Source organism: Streptomyces sp. NBC_01498, from assembly GCF_036327775.1.
Classification (GTDB): domain Bacteria; phylum Actinomycetota; class Actinomycetes; order Streptomycetales; family Streptomycetaceae; genus Streptomyces.
Genome location: NZ_CP109598.1, coordinates 1,123,540 through 1,139,491, shown reverse-complemented (window position 1 = coordinate 1,139,491; position 15,952 = coordinate 1,123,540). Strand labels below are relative to the sequence as shown.

The following is a 15,952-nucleotide window of genomic DNA, read 5'->3' as shown; positions in this document are numbered from 1 at the left end:
GCGCTTTATCGATTCTGCGAAGTCCGGCCGTCCGGTCGACATGCCGATTCTGCAACCACCTGCAACTCTGGCGGACGCCCGGCCCATCCACCAAGGTGACATCAAGTCGTGGGTGGTGCCGTGTCGGCGCAGCACCACCCTCGGCCCATACGCGGCACCGGCCGGCCACACGCGCCGCCTTCGGCCCACCCGCGGCATCGACCGCCCGGCCGAGCCTTCTCCGGCCCGCCCGCGCCGCGCCGACGCCGCGTCACCGAACGCGCACACCGGCCCGGCGGGGTAGCCGCCCGGGATGAGGCAGCCGTCACCGCCCGCCCAGCGTCCGTCAGTTGTCCCCGGTCGGCCGCGCCCGCGTCACCACCGACTCCAGGTCCAGACTGTGCGGCAGCGTGCCGAAGGCCGTACCCCAGTCCCGGCCCAGCCGCGACGCGCAGAACGCGTCCGCGACCGCCGACGGCGCCCACCGCACCAGCAGCGACCCCTGGAGCACCAGCGCCATCCGCTCCACCAGCCGCCGGGCCCGCGCCTCGATGCCGTCCAGATCGGCCAGTTCGGTCAGCAGGTCCTTGATCGCCCGGTCCAGCCGGTGGTCCGCGCCGCGTGCCGCGCCCACCTCCCGGAGGAACGCGTTCAGGGCGTCCGGCTCCCGCTGGAGCGCCCGCAGCACGTCGAGCGCCTGGACGTTCCCCGCCCCCTCCCAGATCGAGTTCAGCGGCGACTCACGCAACAGGCGCGGCATCCCGGACTCCTCCACGTACCCGTTGCCGCCCAGACATTCGAGCGCCTCCGCCGTGACCGGCGTACACCGCTTGGTCACCCAGTACTTGGCCGTCGGCACCGCCAGCCGCAGAAACGCCTTCTCTGTCTCCGAACCCGTGCTCCGCACCGCGTCCTGCGCCGCCGCCAGCCGCAGCGCCAGCGTCGTCGCCGCCTCCGACTCCAGCGCCAGATCGGCCAGGACGTTGCGCATCAGCGGCTTGTCGACCAGCTCGGACCCGAACGCCCGCCGGTACGTGGCGTGATGGACCGCCTGCGCCACCGACTGCCGCATCAGGGCCGCCGATCCGAGCACACAGTCCACCCGTGTCGCCGCCACCATCTCGATGATGGTGCGCACCCCGCGCCCCTCCTCGCCGACCCGGCGCGCCCAGGTCCCGTCGAACTCCACCTCCGCCGACGCGTTCGACCTGTTGCCCAGCTTGTCCTTGAGCCGCTGGATCAGGAACACGTTGCGCGTCCCGTCCGGCAGCACCCGCGGCACCAGGAAGCACGTCAGCCCGGCCGGTGCCTGCGCCAGCACCAGGAACCCGTCGCACATCGGCGCGGAGCAGAACCACTTGTGCCCGGTGAGCAGGTACTCGCCCGCCGCGTCCAGCGGGCGCGCGGCCGTCGTGTTGGCCCGTACGTCGCTGCCGCCCTGCTTCTCGGTCATCCCCATCCCGAACAGCGCGCCCGCCTTCCCGGCGGCGGGCCGCAGCCCCGGCTCGTACCGGTGCGAGGTGAGCCGGGGCTCCCACTCGGCGGCCAGTTCCGGCTCCGCGCGCAGCGCGGGCACCGCCGCGTGCGTCATCGACAGCGGACAGCCGTGCCCGGCCTCGACCTGCGACCAGACATAGAAACCGGCCGCCCGGCGCAGATGCCCGTCCGGCCGCCCCCAGGCGTCGGTCAGCCCCGCCGACACCGCCTCGTCCAGCAACTGGTGCCAGGCCGGATGGAACTCGACCTCGTCGATCCGATTGCCGTACCGGTCGTGCGTGCGGAGCGTCGGCGGGTTCTCGTTGGCCCGCGTCCCCCACTCCTGGGCCCGCGCCGAACCGGCCAGCCGGCCGAGCGCGGTCAGTTCCGACCGCGCCTCGTCGATCACGCCGGGCGCGGCGTGCCGCTCCAGGCCCTCCGTGAGGGCCCGGTCGCCGCTGAAGACGTCGTATCCGACCAGGGGCGGAACCTGGTTGGTCACTGTGTGGGTGGTGGAGGTCATGCCGCTACGGTAAGGAGGTGCAGGCAGCAAACGAAACTCCCGACCGGCCCACCGGCCGACTCCGCCGGGCCCGTGCCCTCTACCGCAATGTCTCCAAGCGGAGAATGGCCTGGCTGCTGCTGAAGGACACGGTCAACTCGTGCATCGAGTACCGGATTCTCGGGCTGGCCGCGGAGGCGGCGTTCTTCACCCTGCTCTCCCTCCCGCCGCTGATGCTCGGCCTCCTCGGCCTCCTCGGATACGTCGACGACTGGACCAACACCACCACCGTCGCCTCGATCGAGCGGAACATCCTCACGGCCGTCGGCACGGTCCTCTCGGACCGGGGCGTCGACCAGATCGCCAAGCCGCTCCTCGCGGACGTCACGCACGGCGGACGCCCCGACCTGATCTCCATCGGTTTCGCCATCGCGCTCTGGTCCGGCTCACGGGCGGTGAACGTCTTCATCGACACGATCACCGTGATGTACGGGCTCGACGGCCGGCGCGGCATCGTCGCCACCCGGCTGCTCGCCTTCCTGCTCTACCTCGTGGCGCTGCTCATCGGCGCCGTCGTCCTGCCCCTGGCGGTGGTCGGGCCCGACCGGGTCGTGGAGCTGATCCCCTGGGGCACCGAGGTCGCCAGCGTCCTGTACTGGCCGGTGGTGATCCTGCTCTCCATCGCCTTCCTGACCACGCTCTACCACGTGTCGGTGCCCGCCCGGTCGCCGTGGCTGGAGGACGTGCCGGGGGCGCTCGTCGCCCTCGGGATGTGGGTCTTCGGCAGCTTCCTGCTGCGGATCTACCTCACGAGTACGGTCGAGGGCCCCACCATCTACGGCTCCCTCGCCGCCCCCATCGCGGTCCTCCTGTGGATCGGCATCTCGGCCTTCGCCGTCCTGGTCGGCGCGGCCGTCAACGCCGCCATCGACCGGGTCTGGCCGTCCGTCGCCACGGCGGCGGCCCGCGCGGCCAACGAGCGCCTGCGGGCGGCCCACGCCGCCGAGACGATCGCGCGGGTGGAGGCGCTGTCGGGCGAGCCGGGAGCGCGGGGGGACGGCGAGGACGGGGAGTACGGCCCCGACCCGGACATGCCCTCCGAGTTCCCCGAGCGATGGTCCCGCTTCCTGCCGCCGGACGACCTGAAGTCCCGCTTCCACACCGGCCGCGACAAGGAACCGAAGTCCTGACCCGGCGGAGGCGGCCGGGCCCGGCCGCACCGTGACCCGACCCGACCCGGCCTGCCGGGCCGGGGTGCGACTCCGGACCGGGCCGTAACCTGTCGTACGTGTACCGGGAACGGGCGTCGCACATGGACGGCGTCGTCGTATGGACGAAGACCGCGCCCAAGGGGGACGGCGGGGCCGTCTACCCCGTCCTGCCCGACGGCTGCATGGATCTGCTCTGGATCGGGGGCCGGCTGGGCGTCGCCGGGCCCGACACCCGCGCGTACCGGCCCCCACCGCCCGGCGAGGACGGTTTCACCGGGGACTGCACCGGGGTCCGCTTCGCGCCCGGCATCGCCCCCGCGCTCCTCGGCGTCCCCGCGCACGAGCTGCGCGACCGGCGCGTGGACCTCGCCGACCTGTGGCCCGGAGCCGAGGCGCGCGAGATCGCCGAGCGCCTCGCCGCCGCCGACGACCCGGCGGCCGTCCTCGAAGCCGTGGCCCTGCGGCGCCTCGCGCTCTCCGGACCGCCCGACCCGCTGCTGCGCGCCGTCGTCGCCGGGCTCGACGCGGGCCGCCCGGTCGCCTCCGTCGCCGAGAGCGCCGGCCTCGGCCCGCGCCGGCTGCACCGCCGCTCGCTGGACGCCTTCGGTTACGGTCCCAAGACCCTGGCCCGCGTACTGCGGCTCCAGCGCGCGCTCGCGCTCGTACGGGCGTCGGTGCCGTACGCGGAGGCCGCCGCCCTCGCGGGCTGCGCCGACCAGGCGCATCTCGCCAGGGAGACACGCGCGCTGGCCGGCCTCACCCTCGGTGCCTACGCGACGCTGGCGAACAGCGAGACGCCGCAGCCGTCCGGGTCGAGCACCACCGCGTAACGCTGGCCCCATTCCGCGTCCCAGGGTTCCAGGTGCCCCCGGTACCCGGCGCCGACCAGCGCCTCGTACACCGCGTCGACCTCGGCGGGAGCGTCGCAGCGGAAGCAGAGTCCGGTGCGGTCGCCGTTCGACGGCGGGGTCCACCCCGGGTCGAAGGACCGGACGACGTCCTCCGTGTCCCAGGCGAGGCGCATGCCGCCGGGCAGCGGGGCCTCCACATGGGGCGCGGCGTCCGCGTCGGCGGGGATGTCCAGGCCGAGCCTGCGGTAGAAGGCGAGCGAGGCGGCCATGTCGGAGGTGACGATGCCGATCACATCGAGTCGTGGAGTCATGACGTCACCGTAGGCGCGGCCCACGGACCCGGTCTTGAACGAATCGGACACGCGGACACGCGGACACGGGGGCGGGCGAGCACGTGCGCGCATGGACAGCGGGGACACACGGGCGGGCGCCCACGCGGCGCCCACGCGGATGGACGCGTGTACGGACAGGCGGGTGGACGCACGACGGCGGGCCGCGCCTGGGGCGCGGCCCGCCGGGGACGAATCGTCCCTGCGTCGTTCGGAACCGCGGAGGATCGTCACCCTCCGGGGCCCCGGACGCCTCGGATGCTCAGATGATCGAGACGCCGTAGACGCTGAGGGCCTCGGTGACCGGCTGGAAGAACGTGGTGCCGCCGGAGGAGCAGTTGCCGCTGCCGCCGGAGGTCAGGCCGTGGGCCGTGGTGCCGGAGAAGAGCGCGCCGCCGCTGTCGCCGGGCTCGGCGCAGACGTTGGTCTGGATGAGGCCGGAGACGATGCCGTCGGCGCCGTAGTTCACGGTCGCGTTGAGGCCCGTGACCGTGCCGCTGTGCACACCGGTGGTGGAACCGCTGCGGGTGACACCCTGGCCGACGGCCGGGTCGGCCGCGCCGGTGATCTCCTGGTACGTGCCGTTGTACAGGTAGACCCTGCCGTCGGCCGCACCCGGGTCGGAGTGCTGGATGATCCCGTAGTCGTTGCCCGGGAAGCTGGAACCGGCCGTCGTGCCCATGGACCAGGCGCTGCCGATGTTGGTGCAGTGACCGGCGGTCAGCGCGTAGTTGGCGCTGCCGTTGGTGACGTTGAAGCCGAGGGAGCAGCGGGCGCCGCCGGTGGTGATGGCCTCGCCGCCGGCGATCAGCTTGCTGAAGGTGCCGGGGGTGCGCTTGACGGTCAGGCCGGCGCCGGTGTCCGCGAGGGCGGACTTGACCTTGTTGAGCTCGGCGGCCGAGACGCTGCTGTCGGCCGTCACGACGATCTTGCCCGTCGCCTTGTCCGTGTACCAGGCGGTACCGGCCACGTCGGCGGTACGCATGGTGGAGCTGGCGTCGGCGAGCTGGGCGGCGGTCACCTGCGGCGCGGGGGCGGCCACGGCGGACGGCGCGGCGAGCGCGACCGCGGTCACCAGACCGGAGGCCACGGCGAGCAGACGGGCTCGTCTCGGAACGACGCTGAGGGGGGAGAAGCGCTTGATGGTCACGAAATCCTCCATCGGTGGGGGGAAAGCACGGCCCCGTGGGGTGTGGGCCGTTCTTCGTGCGCCGGTCCGCTTCCGGTCGTCACCGGCCGCGTTCCTGTTCGCTGCGCACGGTTGGAATCGTTGACCGGCCACGTCCCGTTCACAAGGCCGACTTCCGGACCCCGGCGGGTGAGCGGCGTCACACGCCGCCGACGGACGGGGCCGACGGCACCGGCCCTGCTTTTGCTGCCTTTGACCAATCCTTTGCTGCAAAGCGGTCGCGAGCGGCGGGAGTTGCGCCGCCGAGGGCCGAAAACACCTTGCGGGACAGCGGGTTTGAGCCTGTGTACGGCGCGGCTCCGACGGGTCACGGGCCGCGGACGGGCGGTTTGCAGGTCGCTTCCGAGGCGACGACGAGCGGTGTGAACGGCCACGTCCGGGCCGGTTCCGTACGGCCACGCGCCCCGCGTCCTCTGAGGCCGGAGCGGACCTATGAGGCGTACGTACGAATTGCGCCGACCGGCTCGATGGCCGAATCTTTTCGGCCGGGGCCGATTTGATGGTCATCCCGTGCGTCCGCTTTCGGCCACGAGGCGCCCTTGCGACAGGGCGGGGGCATGTGCTGACCGCCGAAAACCCCGGGGGACCGGGTGGATTGGGCGAGGGCTCACGGGACATCCGGGAGAGCATGACCGAATACACCGGCACACCCGCAGGCACACCCGCAGGCGCAGGCGCGCACGCAGCCGCAGCCGCAGAGAAGGGCACCGAGACAACCGGCGCGGAAAGGGAGACGGACGGGAGAAGACCCGGCGACGGGCCCGCGCGGGGACGGGACGAATCCCCGGAGGAGCGGGCGGACCGCCGGTGGGTGGAACTTCTTCAAGAGGTACGCGTCGCCCAGACCGGCGTGCAGATCCTCTTCGGCTTCCTGCTCACCGTCGTCTTCCAGCCGCGCTTCAGCGAACTGTCGGACACCGACTCGAACATCTATCTCGCGACCGTGGTCCTGGGCGCCGTCACCACCGGCGCGCTCATAGCGCCCGTGTCCTTCCACCGGATGGTCACGGGGCGGCAGTTGAAGCCCCAGATGGTCGTCTGGGCGTCCCGGCTCACCGTCGTGGGGCTGGTCTTCCTGCTCTGCACCATGGCGTCGGCGCTGCTGCTGATACTGCGCGTGGCACTGCACAACGCCGTGGCGCTGTGGATCGTCGCGGGGCTCGTCGTCTGGTTCGTGCTCTGCTGGTTCGTCCTCCCGGCCTGGGCCCGCCACGACGGCGCCAAACACACCCCGGAGACCTCCGGCGGCGCGGACGCCCCGTGACCCACGACGCGACGACGCGCGCCGGGCCGCTCAGGCGGGGCGGTCCTGGAGCACCGACAGCACGTTGCCCGCCGGATCGGTGAACCACGCGATGTACGGACCGCCCAGCCGGAAGATCCCCCGCTCGTCCGTCTCCGTCGAGGGATACCGCGCGAAACGCACACCCCGCCGGACCAGTTCGTCGACGGCGGCCTCGATGTCGTCCACCGGAAAGTTGAGGATCGTGTAGGCGGCGGGGACATGGTCCGGCTTCGGATAGACCAGCACCTCCGCCCCGCCCGCCAGGCGCAGCCGCAGCATCCCGTTCGCCTCGGTCACCTCCAGGCCCAGCGTCTCGCCGTAGAAGAGGCGGGCCCTCGGGATGTCGTCCACGGCGAAACCGCTGAACGCCTTGCTGCTGCCGAGCATGGCTGCGTCCTCTCGTACGGCCGGGTCCGGCCCTCCTCACCGACCGTACAAGGAGGACCGGGACCCGGCAGCCCGGCGGCCCGTCCGAGGAGCCCGTCCGGGCCCGCCGTCCGGGCCGCGTACCCCGTACGTAATACTCCGCCCATGACTCCGCGTATTACCGCCGCCGGCCGCCGGCCGGGCCGGGCCGCCCCGGTCCCCGCCATCACGCGGGCCACCGCGCGCGACGCCCGGCGGCTGACGCGGCTGGTCCGGGCCTCCGGCGCCTACCGGGGCCCGTACGCGCCCATGATCGCCGGCTACCGCGTGGGGCCCGACTACATCGAGACCCACCAGGTCTTCCTCGCCACCGGCCCCGACGACCGGCTCCTCGGCTTCTACGCCCTGCTGCTGGCCCCCGCCGAACTGGACCTGATGTTCGTCGCGGACGCCGCGCAGGGCCAGGGCGTCGGACGCCTGCTGGTCGCGCACATGACGGGCGAGGCGCGGGCCGCCGGGCTCGGCGCCGTGCGCGTGGTGTCCCACCCGCCCGCCGAGGGCTTCTACCGGGGCGTCGGCGCCGAACGCGTCGGTACGGTCGCGGCGAACCCGCCCGCCGTGATGTGGGACCGCCCGGAGCTGGTCATCCGGGTACCGGCCCCGTCCGCCTGACACCGCGCGGCACCCGGTCACCCTTAGAACTCCCTTTCCCGGTACGCCCCGCCGCGGCCCGGCCCGGCGGCACCCCCGGCAACGCGCCTCCGGCGCCGCCCCGTTGACGTGCGCCCCCGCACCGGGCCCCCGGCCTCCCGCACTCCGCGCCCGGCCCGCCCGGCCGCCGAACGCGCCGGTCGCACACCCGTGTTGTGCGCCCCTCGCACCACACCCGTTCGATGGAGTTCCCCGCCGTAAGCGGTGCGCACACGACCGGTAGCGGTGTGTACTGTGCGGGCTGTCTTCCGGGTCCCTCCGGCCCGTGAGATTCCCCGATTCCCGAGGTCCGTCCGATGATCGAGATAACGGTCCTGGCCGCTGGCGGCCTGGCCGCCGGAACTCTGCCGACGCTCGTCCTGGCAGGCGGTCTGCTCCGCTCCCGCCGTGACCGGTCACGGCTCCGCGCGGAGATCGCCCGGCTGCGGGACCGGCTCGACAGCGAGCGGTCCAAGGCCGAGCGTGTCTCCGACGCGTTCACCGCCGAGATCGCCCATCTCGCCCAGAAACGCATCCCCGCGGTGGCGACCCGCGCCGCGCACCCGCACGTGCGGGTGCCGGGAGCGCTCAGCCCCCAGTTCGCCCGCACCGGACCGGGCGCCGGTCTGGACGGGGTGATCAGCGGGTTGTCGAGCCTGATGATCCAGGAGCGCAAACGGGTCGACGCCGCGGCACGGGCCGGCATGCGCGGCACCACGCGCGAGATCCAGGCCGGGCTCTACCGTCTCCAGGACGTGCTCCGAGGACTGCAACAGCAGTACGACGAGCCCGAGTTGGCACAGACCCTGTTCGAACTCGACCACGAGAACGAACAGTCGCTGCGGCGCGCACAGGTCGCCGCCGTCGTGTGCGGCGCCTGGGTGGGCCTGGCCCGGCAGGAGTCGCACCTGGTGGACGCGGTCACCGGAGGCCAGTCACGGCTCGTCGGCTACCACCGCGTCCGGGTCAACAACCATCTGGAGCCGGGCACCGCGCTCGTCTCGCACGCCGTCGAGCCGGTCGCGATCATCGTCGCCGAACTCCTCGACAACGCGCTGCGGCACTCCTCCCGCGACACCGACGTCACCGTCAACCTCGAACGGGTCCACCACGGCGCCGCCGTCACCATCGACGACGCCGGGGTGGGCATGTCGCCCGACGAACGCGCCTACGCACAGCGGATGGTGGCGAGCAGCGAGCCGATCCTGCTCTCCGACCTGGGCGACCCGCCCCGGATGGGACTCGCCGCCATCGGCCAGCTCACCCGGCAGTTCGACCTCTCCGTCGACCTGTCGACCCCGTCACCGTACGGCGGAGTACGCGCGGTACTGCTGGTCAGCAACCATCTGCTCAGCCATGTCGACCCGGTGCGCAGACCGCCCGCCGCCGCCGCACCGCGCTCCACCCGCCCCGCCGGACCGCCGGACCAGCCGGGCCGCGCGGAGACCGACGCCGCACTCCCCGTCAGGACCGCCGCCACCTCCCGGGCCGTACGCGCCGCCGCCCGCCCGGTGGTCCCGGAGGCCGTCCCGTACGCCCCCGTCCCCCTCCCGCCGACCGACGACCGTCACTCCGACCACCCGCTCGGCCCCGGTTCCTGGCCCGACGACTCGCTGCCCCGGCGCAGACGCCGTCACGCCCGCACCGAGTTCGAGGCGGCGGCCCCGGCCGTCCGCTCCTTCCCCGGGCAGGCCCCGCCGCCCGTCCGTACCCCCGACGACTCCGCCGCCGCGCTCGGTGCCCTCCAGACCGGCACGGCCGCGGCACGATCCTCAGTTGACCCCGAAGGGAACGACCCGCGATGAAAAGCCGCAACGCCGGCGAAACGGCGTGGGTGCTCGATCCGATCCTGGAAATCCCGCATGTGCGGGCAGCCGTCATCCTCACCAGGGACGGACTCGTCTCCGGTTACTCGGACGCGCTCACCCAGGCGACCGCCGAACGCACGGCGGCGATCACCAGCACCGTGCAGGGCGCGTGCCGTACGGCGGCAGCCGCCTTCGCCGACCGCGACGACGCGGAGATCCGCCAGATCGTCATCGAGTCCGACCACGGTTACATCCTGGTCGCACCCACCTCGCACGGCACCTGTGTGGCCGCCTACGGCACCCCCGACGTCCGGCTCGACCTGCTCGCCCACCGGGTGCACTCGCAGGTGGCCAGACTCGGCGAGAAAACGATGACCGCCGCACCGCGCGCGGGTGCGGGCGGCGCTCCGGCATGACCGGCCGCAGGAGCGGCCGCCCACTCGTTCCCGCCTATCTGTCCACCGGCGGGGTGGCTCGGCCGAGCCACACCGAACTGGAGCGGCTTTCGCTGCTGACCGGCGGGACCGGCCCGGCACCCGAGGGGCTGCCCGCCGCCCGGCACGCGCTCTTCGACGTGCTGGACGGCGGGACGCTCACCCTGGTGGAGGCCGCCGCCCTGCTGGAGCTACCGGTCTCCGCCGTACGCGTCCTCGCCGCCGAGCTGGCCGACCAGGGACTGGTGAGCCTGCGCGCACCCGTACCCCCGGCGGCCCTGCCCGCCCCCGACCTCTTGAGGAGAGTCGCCGATGGCCTCCGCGCCCTCAAGCAGTAGCGCCCGTCCCGACGGGCTGCATCTGCCCGACACCACCACCGAGTTGGTGAAGATCCTGGTGGCGGGCCCGTTCGGCGTGGGCAAGACCACGCTCATCGACTCGGTGTCCGAGATCCGTCCGCTGCACACCGAGGAGGACCTCTCCGAGGCGTCCGTGTCGGTGGACGACCTGGCGGGCGTCCGGGACAAGACGTCCACCACCGTCGCCATCGACTTCGGGCGGATCAGTCTCGAAGCCGGGATCGTGCTCTATCTCTTCGGCACCCCCGGCCAGGAGCGGTTCCGCGCGCTCTGGGCGGACATCGCCCACGGGGCGCTCGGCGCGCTCGTCCTGGTCGACACCCGGCGTATCGACGACTCGTTCGACGTGCTCGGTCTGGTGGAGGAGTCGGGTCTGCCGTACGCGGTGGCGCTCAACACCTTCCCCGACGCGCGCTCCTACACCGAGGAGCAACTGCGCCTGTCGCTGGACCTGGCACCCGGTACGCCCATGGTCGTCTGCGACGCCCGGGACACCAACTCCGCCGTCGACGCACTGCTGTCCCTGGTCCAGTACCTGATAACGGCTCACGCCGACGCCCAGGCCCGCGCCGGCGCTCCCGCCCACACCCCCGCCCCTGTCCACACGCCCGTCCACGCCACCGTGCCGGTGCAGGCCGGCGCTCCTGCCCAGGACAACGCCCCCGTCCCGTTCCACGCCGACCCGTCCGCCCCCCTCGACGCCCCTGCCCGCCAGGACGCCCCCGTCCACGCCGACGCCCTCGCCCGTCAGGACGCCCCGGCCCCTGCCACCGCCCTCGCCGACGGCGCCGGCCCCGCCACGGAGAGCCGGTGACCCGATGACCACCCGCCCCGCCCCCGCGCGCACCTTCCCCCTCACGGCCCCGGTCCGGCTCTGGGACGAGGGCTTCGCCGCCGACCCGCTGAGCCGCTACGAGGCCCTGCGCGCGCAGGGCCCCGTCGGCTGGGGCGAACTCGCCCCGGGCGAGCCCGCGTACATCGTCACCGACCGCCGGGCCGCCCTCGACATCCTCCACGACCCCGGCACCTGGTCCCGCGACTCCCGGGAGTGGGAGGCCACCGCCGCCGCCGACTCGCCGATCTTCAGCATGCTGAAGTGGCGCCCCAACCCCCTCTTCACCGACGACGCGGTGCACCGCCGCTACCGGACGGCGCTGGTCGACGCCTTCGACCTGGTCGAACCGCACGACCTGCGCGAGCGGGTGCACCGGGCCGTGGACCTGCTGGTCGGCCGGTTCGGCCCGGCCGGCGGCGCCGATCTCGTGGACGACTTCGCCCGCCCCCTGATGACGCTGATCTTCAACAACCTCTTCGGCCTGCCCGACAGCGAGAGCGCCCGCCTCAACAACTCGCTCGGACGGCTCATGGAAGGCGGCGCCGAGGCCGCCGCCGGAGACGTGGAGTACGGCGAGTACGTCACGGAACTCGTCACCGCCAAGACCCTCGAACGCGGGGACGACCTGACCAGCCGGCTGATCGACCACCCGGCCGACCTCAGCTACGAGGAGGTCGTCTGGCAGGTCTTCCTCACCATGGGCGCCGGCCACGAGCCCACGGCGAACCTCGTCGCCAACGCGCTGTCCCGGATACTCGGCAACCCCGCCTACTACTCCACCCTCACCAGCGGCTCCCGCCCCGTCATGGACGCGGTCCTCGAAGTCCTGCGCCACGAGACACCGTTGGCGAACTACGGCATCCTCTACGCCCGCGAGTCACTGAGCTTCCACGGCATCCGGGTCCGCAGGGCCGTGCCCGTCATCGTCTCCTACGGCGCGCTCGGCTACTTCGCGGAACAGCAGGCCGCCGACGCCCCCGACCACCCGCACGACGCCTCCCATCTGTCCTGGGGCGCGGGCGCCCACAAGTGCCCGGTCAAACAGCACGCGCTGCTCATCGCCACCGAGGCGATCGAGCGCATCACCCAGTGGCTGCCCGACCTGGAGCTGATCACCCCGCGCGACCAACTCACCTGGCGGCCCGGCCCGTTCGTCCGCTCCCTGCGCTCCCTGCCGGTGCGCTTCACCCCGCGTACGCCGGACACCACCGCCGCGACGCCCTGACGTCACGTCAGACATGTGTGTGCGGTGATCACTTGAGGTAGCCGAGGCCGGGGTGGACGTCCGTGTAGGCGTCCACCAGCCGCCGTGCCACGGTCACCGAGTCGACCAGCGGATGCAGCGCGAACGCCTTGACCGCCGTCGTACGCGACCCGCTCTCCGCCGCCGCCAGCACCTCGCGCTCGACGGCCTTCACCGCGCAGACCAGACCGGTCGCGTGGTACGGGAGCGGCGCCACGGCCAGCGGATGGGCGCCGTTCGCGTCCACCAGGCAGGGGACCTCGATGACGGCGTCGGCGTCCAGGACCGACAGGGTGGAGCCGTTGCGGACATTGAGGATCAGCGTGGTCCCGCTGTCGTGCGCGACGGCCCGCATCAGCGCCAGGGCGACCTTCTCGTACCCGCCCGACTCCAGGTCCTCGGCGGCGCGTTCACCCGCGCCCGCCGCCTCGCGGTTGTGCGCCATGTAGGTGGCCTCGCGTTCGGCGCGGGTACGGTCCCAGGTCGCCAGCGCGGGAGCCCCGGGCCGCGCCATCTCCTCGTAGAAACGGGCCTGTTGGTCGCGGAGGAACGCACCACGGGTGCGCTCGGCCTCCCGGTAGGCGCGTACCGTCTCCCGGTTGAAGTAGTAGTAGTGCAGATACTCGTTGGGGATCGACCCCAGCGACCGGAGCCACTCCGCGCCGAACAGGCGCCCCTCCTCGACCGTGCCGAGCAGGCCGGGATCGGCGAGCAGCTCCGGCAGCCGGTCGACCCCGTCGATCCGCAGACCCCGCAGCCAGCCCAGATGGTTGAGCCCGACGTAGTCGATGAAGGCGCTGCCGGGGTCCCCGCCCAGCACCCGCGCCACCCGCCGGCCGAGGCCCACGGGCGAGTCGCAGATGCCGATGACCCGGTCGCCGAGCCGGCGCGCCATCGCCTCGGTGACCAGACCGGCGGGATTGGTGAAGTTGATGACCCACGCGTCGGGGGCGAGCCGGGCGACCCGGCGGGCGATGTCCACGGCGACGGGCACGGTGCGCAGCCCGTAGGCGACGCCGCCCGCGCCCACGGTCTCCTGGCCGAGCACCCCCTCGGCGAGCGCCACACGCTCGTCGGCCGCCCGCCCTTCGAGACCGCCGACCCGGATCGCCGAGAAGACGAAGTCGGCGCCCCGGAGCGCCTCGTCCAGATCGGTGGTGACCGTGACCTCCGGCGCGTCGGGCACCCCGGCCGCCTGGTCGGCGAGCACCCGGGCGATCGCGGTCAGCCGGGCGGGGTCCACGTCGTGCAGGACGACCTCGGTGACCCGGCCCTCGGCGTGGTCGTCCAGGAGCGCGCCGTACACCAGGGGGAGCCGGAAGCCCCCGCCACCGAGGACCGTGAGCCTCATCCGACAACCACCTTCGACGCGCGCGGCGGACAGCGCCGCGAGGGACGGGACGGCCGTGGACGTGCGCCGCGACCGACAGGACCGTCCCGTTATACGTCACCGGTCCTACACGTCACCGGTGCCGTGGGCGTTCTCCGTGTTGGGGCCGCCGCCGACCGGGTCGGGCTGCCGCGCGGGCTCGGGCGACACGGCGAGCGTGAACGAGTGCCCGGCCGGGTCGGAGTACGTGCGCACGTCGCGGGGACCGCCGTTGTTCTTCGCCTCGACCGGCCGGGCACCGAGACCGACGGCCTCCCGTTCGGCCTCGTCCATGTCGCCGCGCTCCACGAGGATGCGCAGATGGGCCTGCTGGGAGTCGTCGGGGCGGGGCCAGCTCGGCGGCGCGTAGCCGTGGTCACGGTGGATCGCCAGATGGACGCCGTTGTTGCCGACGACCTCCACGTAGTCGGGGTCGCCCCACGGGCGGATCTCGGCGTCGAGCAGACCGGCGTAGAACTCGGCCAGTTCCATGGGTTCGGCGCAGTCCAGGACAAGGACACTCGTCTTCTCAACCATGGGTCGCGTGTACCCGCCGTCATCGGCCGCACACGGTACGGGGCCGGCCCGCCGGGCACCCCGGCCCCCGGTGTAAAGGGCTGGCGGCCGACGGCGGCGCCCCGGCATGCTGGGCCGATGCTTATCAGGGAAGCCACCCGTGAGGACTGGGCCGCGATCTGGCCGTTCTTCCACGGGATCGTGGCGGCGGGCGAGACGTTCACCTATCCGACGGACCTGGGCGAGGACGAGGCCCGCGACTGGTGGCTGCTGGCCCCGCCGCATCGCACGGTCGTCGCGGTCGACGGCACGGGGACGGTCCTCGGCACCGCCAAGATGAACAGGAACCACCTGGGCAACGGCGGCCACATCGCGGGCGCCAGCTACATGGTCGACCCGGCCTGCTCGGGCCGGGGCGTGGGCCGGGCCCTGTGCGCGTACAGCCTGGAGTGGGCCCGTACGGCGGGCTACCGCGCGATGCAGTTCAACGCGGTGGTGGAGACCAACACGTACGCCGTGAAGCTGTACGAGTCGCTGGGCTTCACCGTGCTCGGCACGCTCCCCGAGGGGTTCCGCCACCCGGCGCACGGCTATGTCGGACTGCACATCATGCACCGCGCGCTCTGAGCCGGGCCCGGCTGCCGGGGCACGGTGTCACCGGTCCGGCCGGCCCTGGAGGCGGGCGGCGCGTTCGCGGATACGGGGGAGCGCCCCGTACAGCGCGCCGCCGGGGCAGTGGGTCGAGTAGCCGTCCCGGTGGCCCGACACCGTACGGAAGATCTGCCGGGTGCCCTTCTTGTAGCGGCTGCCGTCGTTGGTGGACGTCAGCGTCGTCGTCCCGCGCGGATCGACCCCGTACAGGCCGAGCTTCCACGCGATCAGCCGGGCCAGCGCGTCGACCATCGGCTCGGGCACGGGGGTGCCGTCGCTGAAGTCTCCTATGGCGGCGATGCCCATGGTGGCGACGTTGAAGCCGAGGGTGTGCGCGCCGACGACGGGGTTGGCGATGCCGCCCACGCGGCCCTCGTAGATGACACCGCCCCGGTCCACGAGGAAGTTGTAGCCGATGTCGTCCCACTGCCGGTTGTCGACGTGGTCGACGGCGAAGTTGCGGATGAGGGCGGGGACTTCGGGGCGGGTGTAGTCGTTGGGGCTGCTGGTGTGGTGGATGAAGACGGCCTTGACCTCGGTGGCCGTCCGCTCCGGCGTGCGCCGGGGCGGGGGCTTCTCCTGCCAGAACGTCCGGGGCTCGACGGCGGGCGGCTCGCTCGACCAGCGCAGCTCGCCCTCCGGGCGCGCCCGCGTGCGCGAGCGAAGGTGCGGGCCGGGCCCGTCCTCGCCGGCGCGTACGGCGGCGTCGGCGGCCAGGCCGAGCCCCGCGCCCGCCGCGGTGGCCCAGCCCACGCCGCGGAGCAGCACGCGCCGGTCGATGTTCATGGGGACGAGGGTAGGCCGCGTGACGGGGATACGCCCTGCTCCCGGGCGGCGGTTCGGAGGCGTTTCCCGCCGC

15 protein-coding genes and 2 pseudogenes are annotated in these 15,952 nt (G+C 73.2%); 10 read left to right on the top strand and 7 right to left on the bottom strand.

The window, feature by feature from the left end; translation table 11 throughout:
* Window positions 1-325: 325 nt before the first annotated feature.
* The gene (locus tag OG875_RS04395) at window positions 326-1,978 is read right to left on the bottom strand and encodes an acyl-CoA dehydrogenase family protein (RefSeq protein WP_330172890.1); all 1,653 of its coding nucleotides are present in this window, start codon (window positions 1,976-1,978) and stop codon (window positions 326-328) included.
* 17 nt (window positions 1,979-1,995) lie between these two features.
* On the opposite strand from OG875_RS04395, the gene OG875_RS04390 reads away from it, so the two are divergent.
* Entirely contained in the window at window positions 1,996-3,147 is a 1,152-nt protein-coding gene (locus OG875_RS04390; RefSeq protein WP_330172889.1) for a YihY/virulence factor BrkB family protein, read from the top strand.
* A gap of 122 nt (window positions 3,148-3,269) precedes the next feature.
* On the top strand, window positions 3,270-3,998 hold the full coding sequence (locus OG875_RS04385) for a helix-turn-helix domain-containing protein (RefSeq protein WP_330177603.1): 729 nt from the start codon (window positions 3,270-3,272) through the stop codon (window positions 3,996-3,998).
* Here the strand turns inward: OG875_RS04385 and OG875_RS04380 are convergent.
* Both OG875_RS04380 and OG875_RS04375 read right to left on the bottom strand, forming a co-directional pair.
* The gene (locus OG875_RS04380; protein ID WP_330172888.1) at window positions 3,938-4,330 is read right to left on the bottom strand and encodes a VOC family protein; all 393 of its coding nucleotides are present in this window, start codon (window positions 4,328-4,330) and stop codon (window positions 3,938-3,940) included. The two genes, OG875_RS04385 and OG875_RS04380, sit on opposite strands and share 61 nt — an antisense overlap.
* 280 nt (window positions 4,331-4,610) lie before the next feature.
* Window positions 4,611-5,498 carry a S1 family peptidase gene (locus tag OG875_RS04375; RefSeq protein ID WP_330172887.1) on the bottom strand — a complete coding sequence of 296 codons (888 nt, stop codon included), beginning with the start codon at window positions 5,496-5,498 and terminating at the stop codon, window positions 4,611-4,613.
* Window positions 5,499-6,303: 805 nt separating this feature from the next.
* Here OG875_RS04375 and OG875_RS04370 point away from each other — a divergent pair.
* A pseudogene (locus tag OG875_RS04370) lies at window positions 6,304-6,801 on the top strand (DUF6328 family protein); the annotation flags it as partial.
* Window positions 6,802-6,831: 30 nt separating this feature from the next.
* Here the strand turns inward: OG875_RS04370 and OG875_RS04365 are convergent.
* Complete coding sequence (locus OG875_RS04365; protein WP_330172886.1) at window positions 6,832-7,209, bottom strand: VOC family protein; 378 nt, start codon at window positions 7,207-7,209, stop codon at window positions 6,832-6,834.
* 144 nt (window positions 7,210-7,353) lie between these two features.
* Here OG875_RS04365 and OG875_RS04360 point away from each other — a divergent pair, with 144 nt between their 5' ends.
* The 6 genes and pseudogenes from OG875_RS04360 (at window position 7,354) to OG875_RS04335 (ending at window position 12,539) form a co-directional block, all read left to right on the top strand.
* Complete coding sequence (locus OG875_RS04360) at window positions 7,354-7,860, top strand: GNAT family N-acetyltransferase (protein ID WP_330172885.1); 507 nt, start codon at window positions 7,354-7,356, stop codon at window positions 7,858-7,860.
* Between the two features lie 335 nt (window positions 7,861-8,195).
* Window positions 8,196-9,683: an ATP-binding protein gene (locus tag OG875_RS04355; protein WP_330172884.1), complete on the top strand. Its 1,488-nt coding sequence runs from the start codon at window positions 8,196-8,198 to the stop codon at window positions 9,681-9,683.
* On the top strand, window positions 9,680-10,102 hold the full coding sequence (locus tag OG875_RS04350) for a roadblock/LC7 domain-containing protein (protein WP_330172883.1): 423 nt from the start codon (window positions 9,680-9,682) through the stop codon (window positions 10,100-10,102). The genes OG875_RS04355 and OG875_RS04350 overlap by 4 nt, the downstream gene beginning before the upstream one ends.
* Window positions 10,099-10,458, top strand: a complete 360-nt coding sequence (locus OG875_RS04345) for a DUF742 domain-containing protein (protein ID WP_330172882.1) — start codon at window positions 10,099-10,101, stop codon at window positions 10,456-10,458. The genes OG875_RS04350 and OG875_RS04345 overlap by 4 nt, the downstream gene beginning before the upstream one ends.
* Window positions 10,433-11,029: pseudogene (locus tag OG875_RS04340) on the top strand (GTP-binding protein); the annotation flags it as partial. The gene OG875_RS04345 and the pseudogene OG875_RS04340, both read left to right, overlap by 26 nt.
* A 268-nt stretch (window positions 11,030-11,297) precedes the next feature.
* Complete coding sequence (locus OG875_RS04335; protein WP_330172881.1) at window positions 11,298-12,539, top strand: cytochrome P450; 1,242 nt, start codon at window positions 11,298-11,300, stop codon at window positions 12,537-12,539.
* Window positions 12,540-12,567: 28 nt separating this feature from the next.
* Here OG875_RS04335 and OG875_RS04330 read toward each other — a convergent pair whose 3' ends face one another.
* Both OG875_RS04330 and OG875_RS04325 read right to left on the bottom strand, forming a co-directional pair.
* A complete protein-coding gene (locus OG875_RS04330; RefSeq protein WP_330172880.1) occupies window positions 12,568-13,908 on the bottom strand; it encodes a 6-phospho-beta-glucosidase in 1,341 nt (446 codons plus the stop codon).
* 105 nt (window positions 13,909-14,013) lie between these two features.
* Entirely contained in the window at window positions 14,014-14,463 is a 450-nt protein-coding gene (locus OG875_RS04325; protein ID WP_330172879.1) for a VOC family protein, read from the bottom strand.
* Window positions 14,464-14,580: 117 nt separating this feature from the next.
* Here OG875_RS04325 and OG875_RS04320 point away from each other — a divergent pair, with 117 nt between their 5' ends.
* Window positions 14,581-15,069 carry a GNAT family N-acetyltransferase gene (locus OG875_RS04320; RefSeq protein WP_330172878.1) on the top strand — a complete coding sequence of 163 codons (489 nt, stop codon included), beginning with the start codon at window positions 14,581-14,583 and terminating at the stop codon, window positions 15,067-15,069.
* Between the two features lie 27 nt (window positions 15,070-15,096).
* On the opposite strand, the gene OG875_RS04315 is transcribed toward OG875_RS04320, so the two are convergent.
* Window positions 15,097-15,879, bottom strand: coding sequence for a peptidoglycan recognition protein family protein (locus tag OG875_RS04315; RefSeq protein WP_330172877.1), 783 nt, complete (start codon window positions 15,877-15,879; stop codon window positions 15,097-15,099).
* Window positions 15,880-15,952: the final 73 nt, after the last annotated feature.

Bases quoted from the DNA above. Each gene is read 5' to 3' on its own strand.
- OG875_RS04395 (WP_330172890.1), bottom strand. From the start codon at position 1,978: ATGACCTCCACCACCCACACAGTGACCAACCAGGTTCCGCCCCTGGTC.
- OG875_RS04385 (WP_330177603.1), top strand. From the start codon at position 3,270: ATGGACGGCGTCGTCGTATGGACGAAGACCGCGCCCAAGGGGGACGGC.
- OG875_RS04380 (WP_330172888.1), bottom strand. From the start codon at position 4,330: ATGACTCCACGACTCGATGTGATCGGCATCGTCACCTCCGACATGGCC.
- OG875_RS04365 (WP_330172886.1), bottom strand. From the start codon at position 7,209: ATGCTCGGCAGCAGCAAGGCGTTCAGCGGTTTCGCCGTGGACGACATC.
- OG875_RS04360 (WP_330172885.1), top strand. From the start codon at position 7,354: ATGACTCCGCGTATTACCGCCGCCGGCCGCCGGCCGGGCCGGGCCGCC.
- OG875_RS04355 (WP_330172884.1), top strand. From the start codon at position 8,196: ATGATCGAGATAACGGTCCTGGCCGCTGGCGGCCTGGCCGCCGGAACT.
- OG875_RS04350 (WP_330172883.1), top strand. From the start codon at position 9,680: ATGAAAAGCCGCAACGCCGGCGAAACGGCGTGGGTGCTCGATCCGATC.
- OG875_RS04345 (WP_330172882.1), top strand. From the start codon at position 10,099: ATGACCGGCCGCAGGAGCGGCCGCCCACTCGTTCCCGCCTATCTGTCC.
- OG875_RS04335 (WP_330172881.1), top strand. From the start codon at position 11,298: ATGACCACCCGCCCCGCCCCCGCGCGCACCTTCCCCCTCACGGCCCCG.
- OG875_RS04330 (WP_330172880.1), bottom strand. From the start codon at position 13,908: ATGAGGCTCACGGTCCTCGGTGGCGGGGGCTTCCGGCTCCCCCTGGTG.
- OG875_RS04325 (WP_330172879.1), bottom strand. From the start codon at position 14,463: ATGGTTGAGAAGACGAGTGTCCTTGTCCTGGACTGCGCCGAACCCATG.
- OG875_RS04320 (WP_330172878.1), top strand. From the start codon at position 14,581: ATGCTTATCAGGGAAGCCACCCGTGAGGACTGGGCCGCGATCTGGCCG.
- OG875_RS04315 (WP_330172877.1), bottom strand. From the start codon at position 15,879: ATGAACATCGACCGGCGCGTGCTGCTCCGCGGCGTGGGCTGGGCCACC.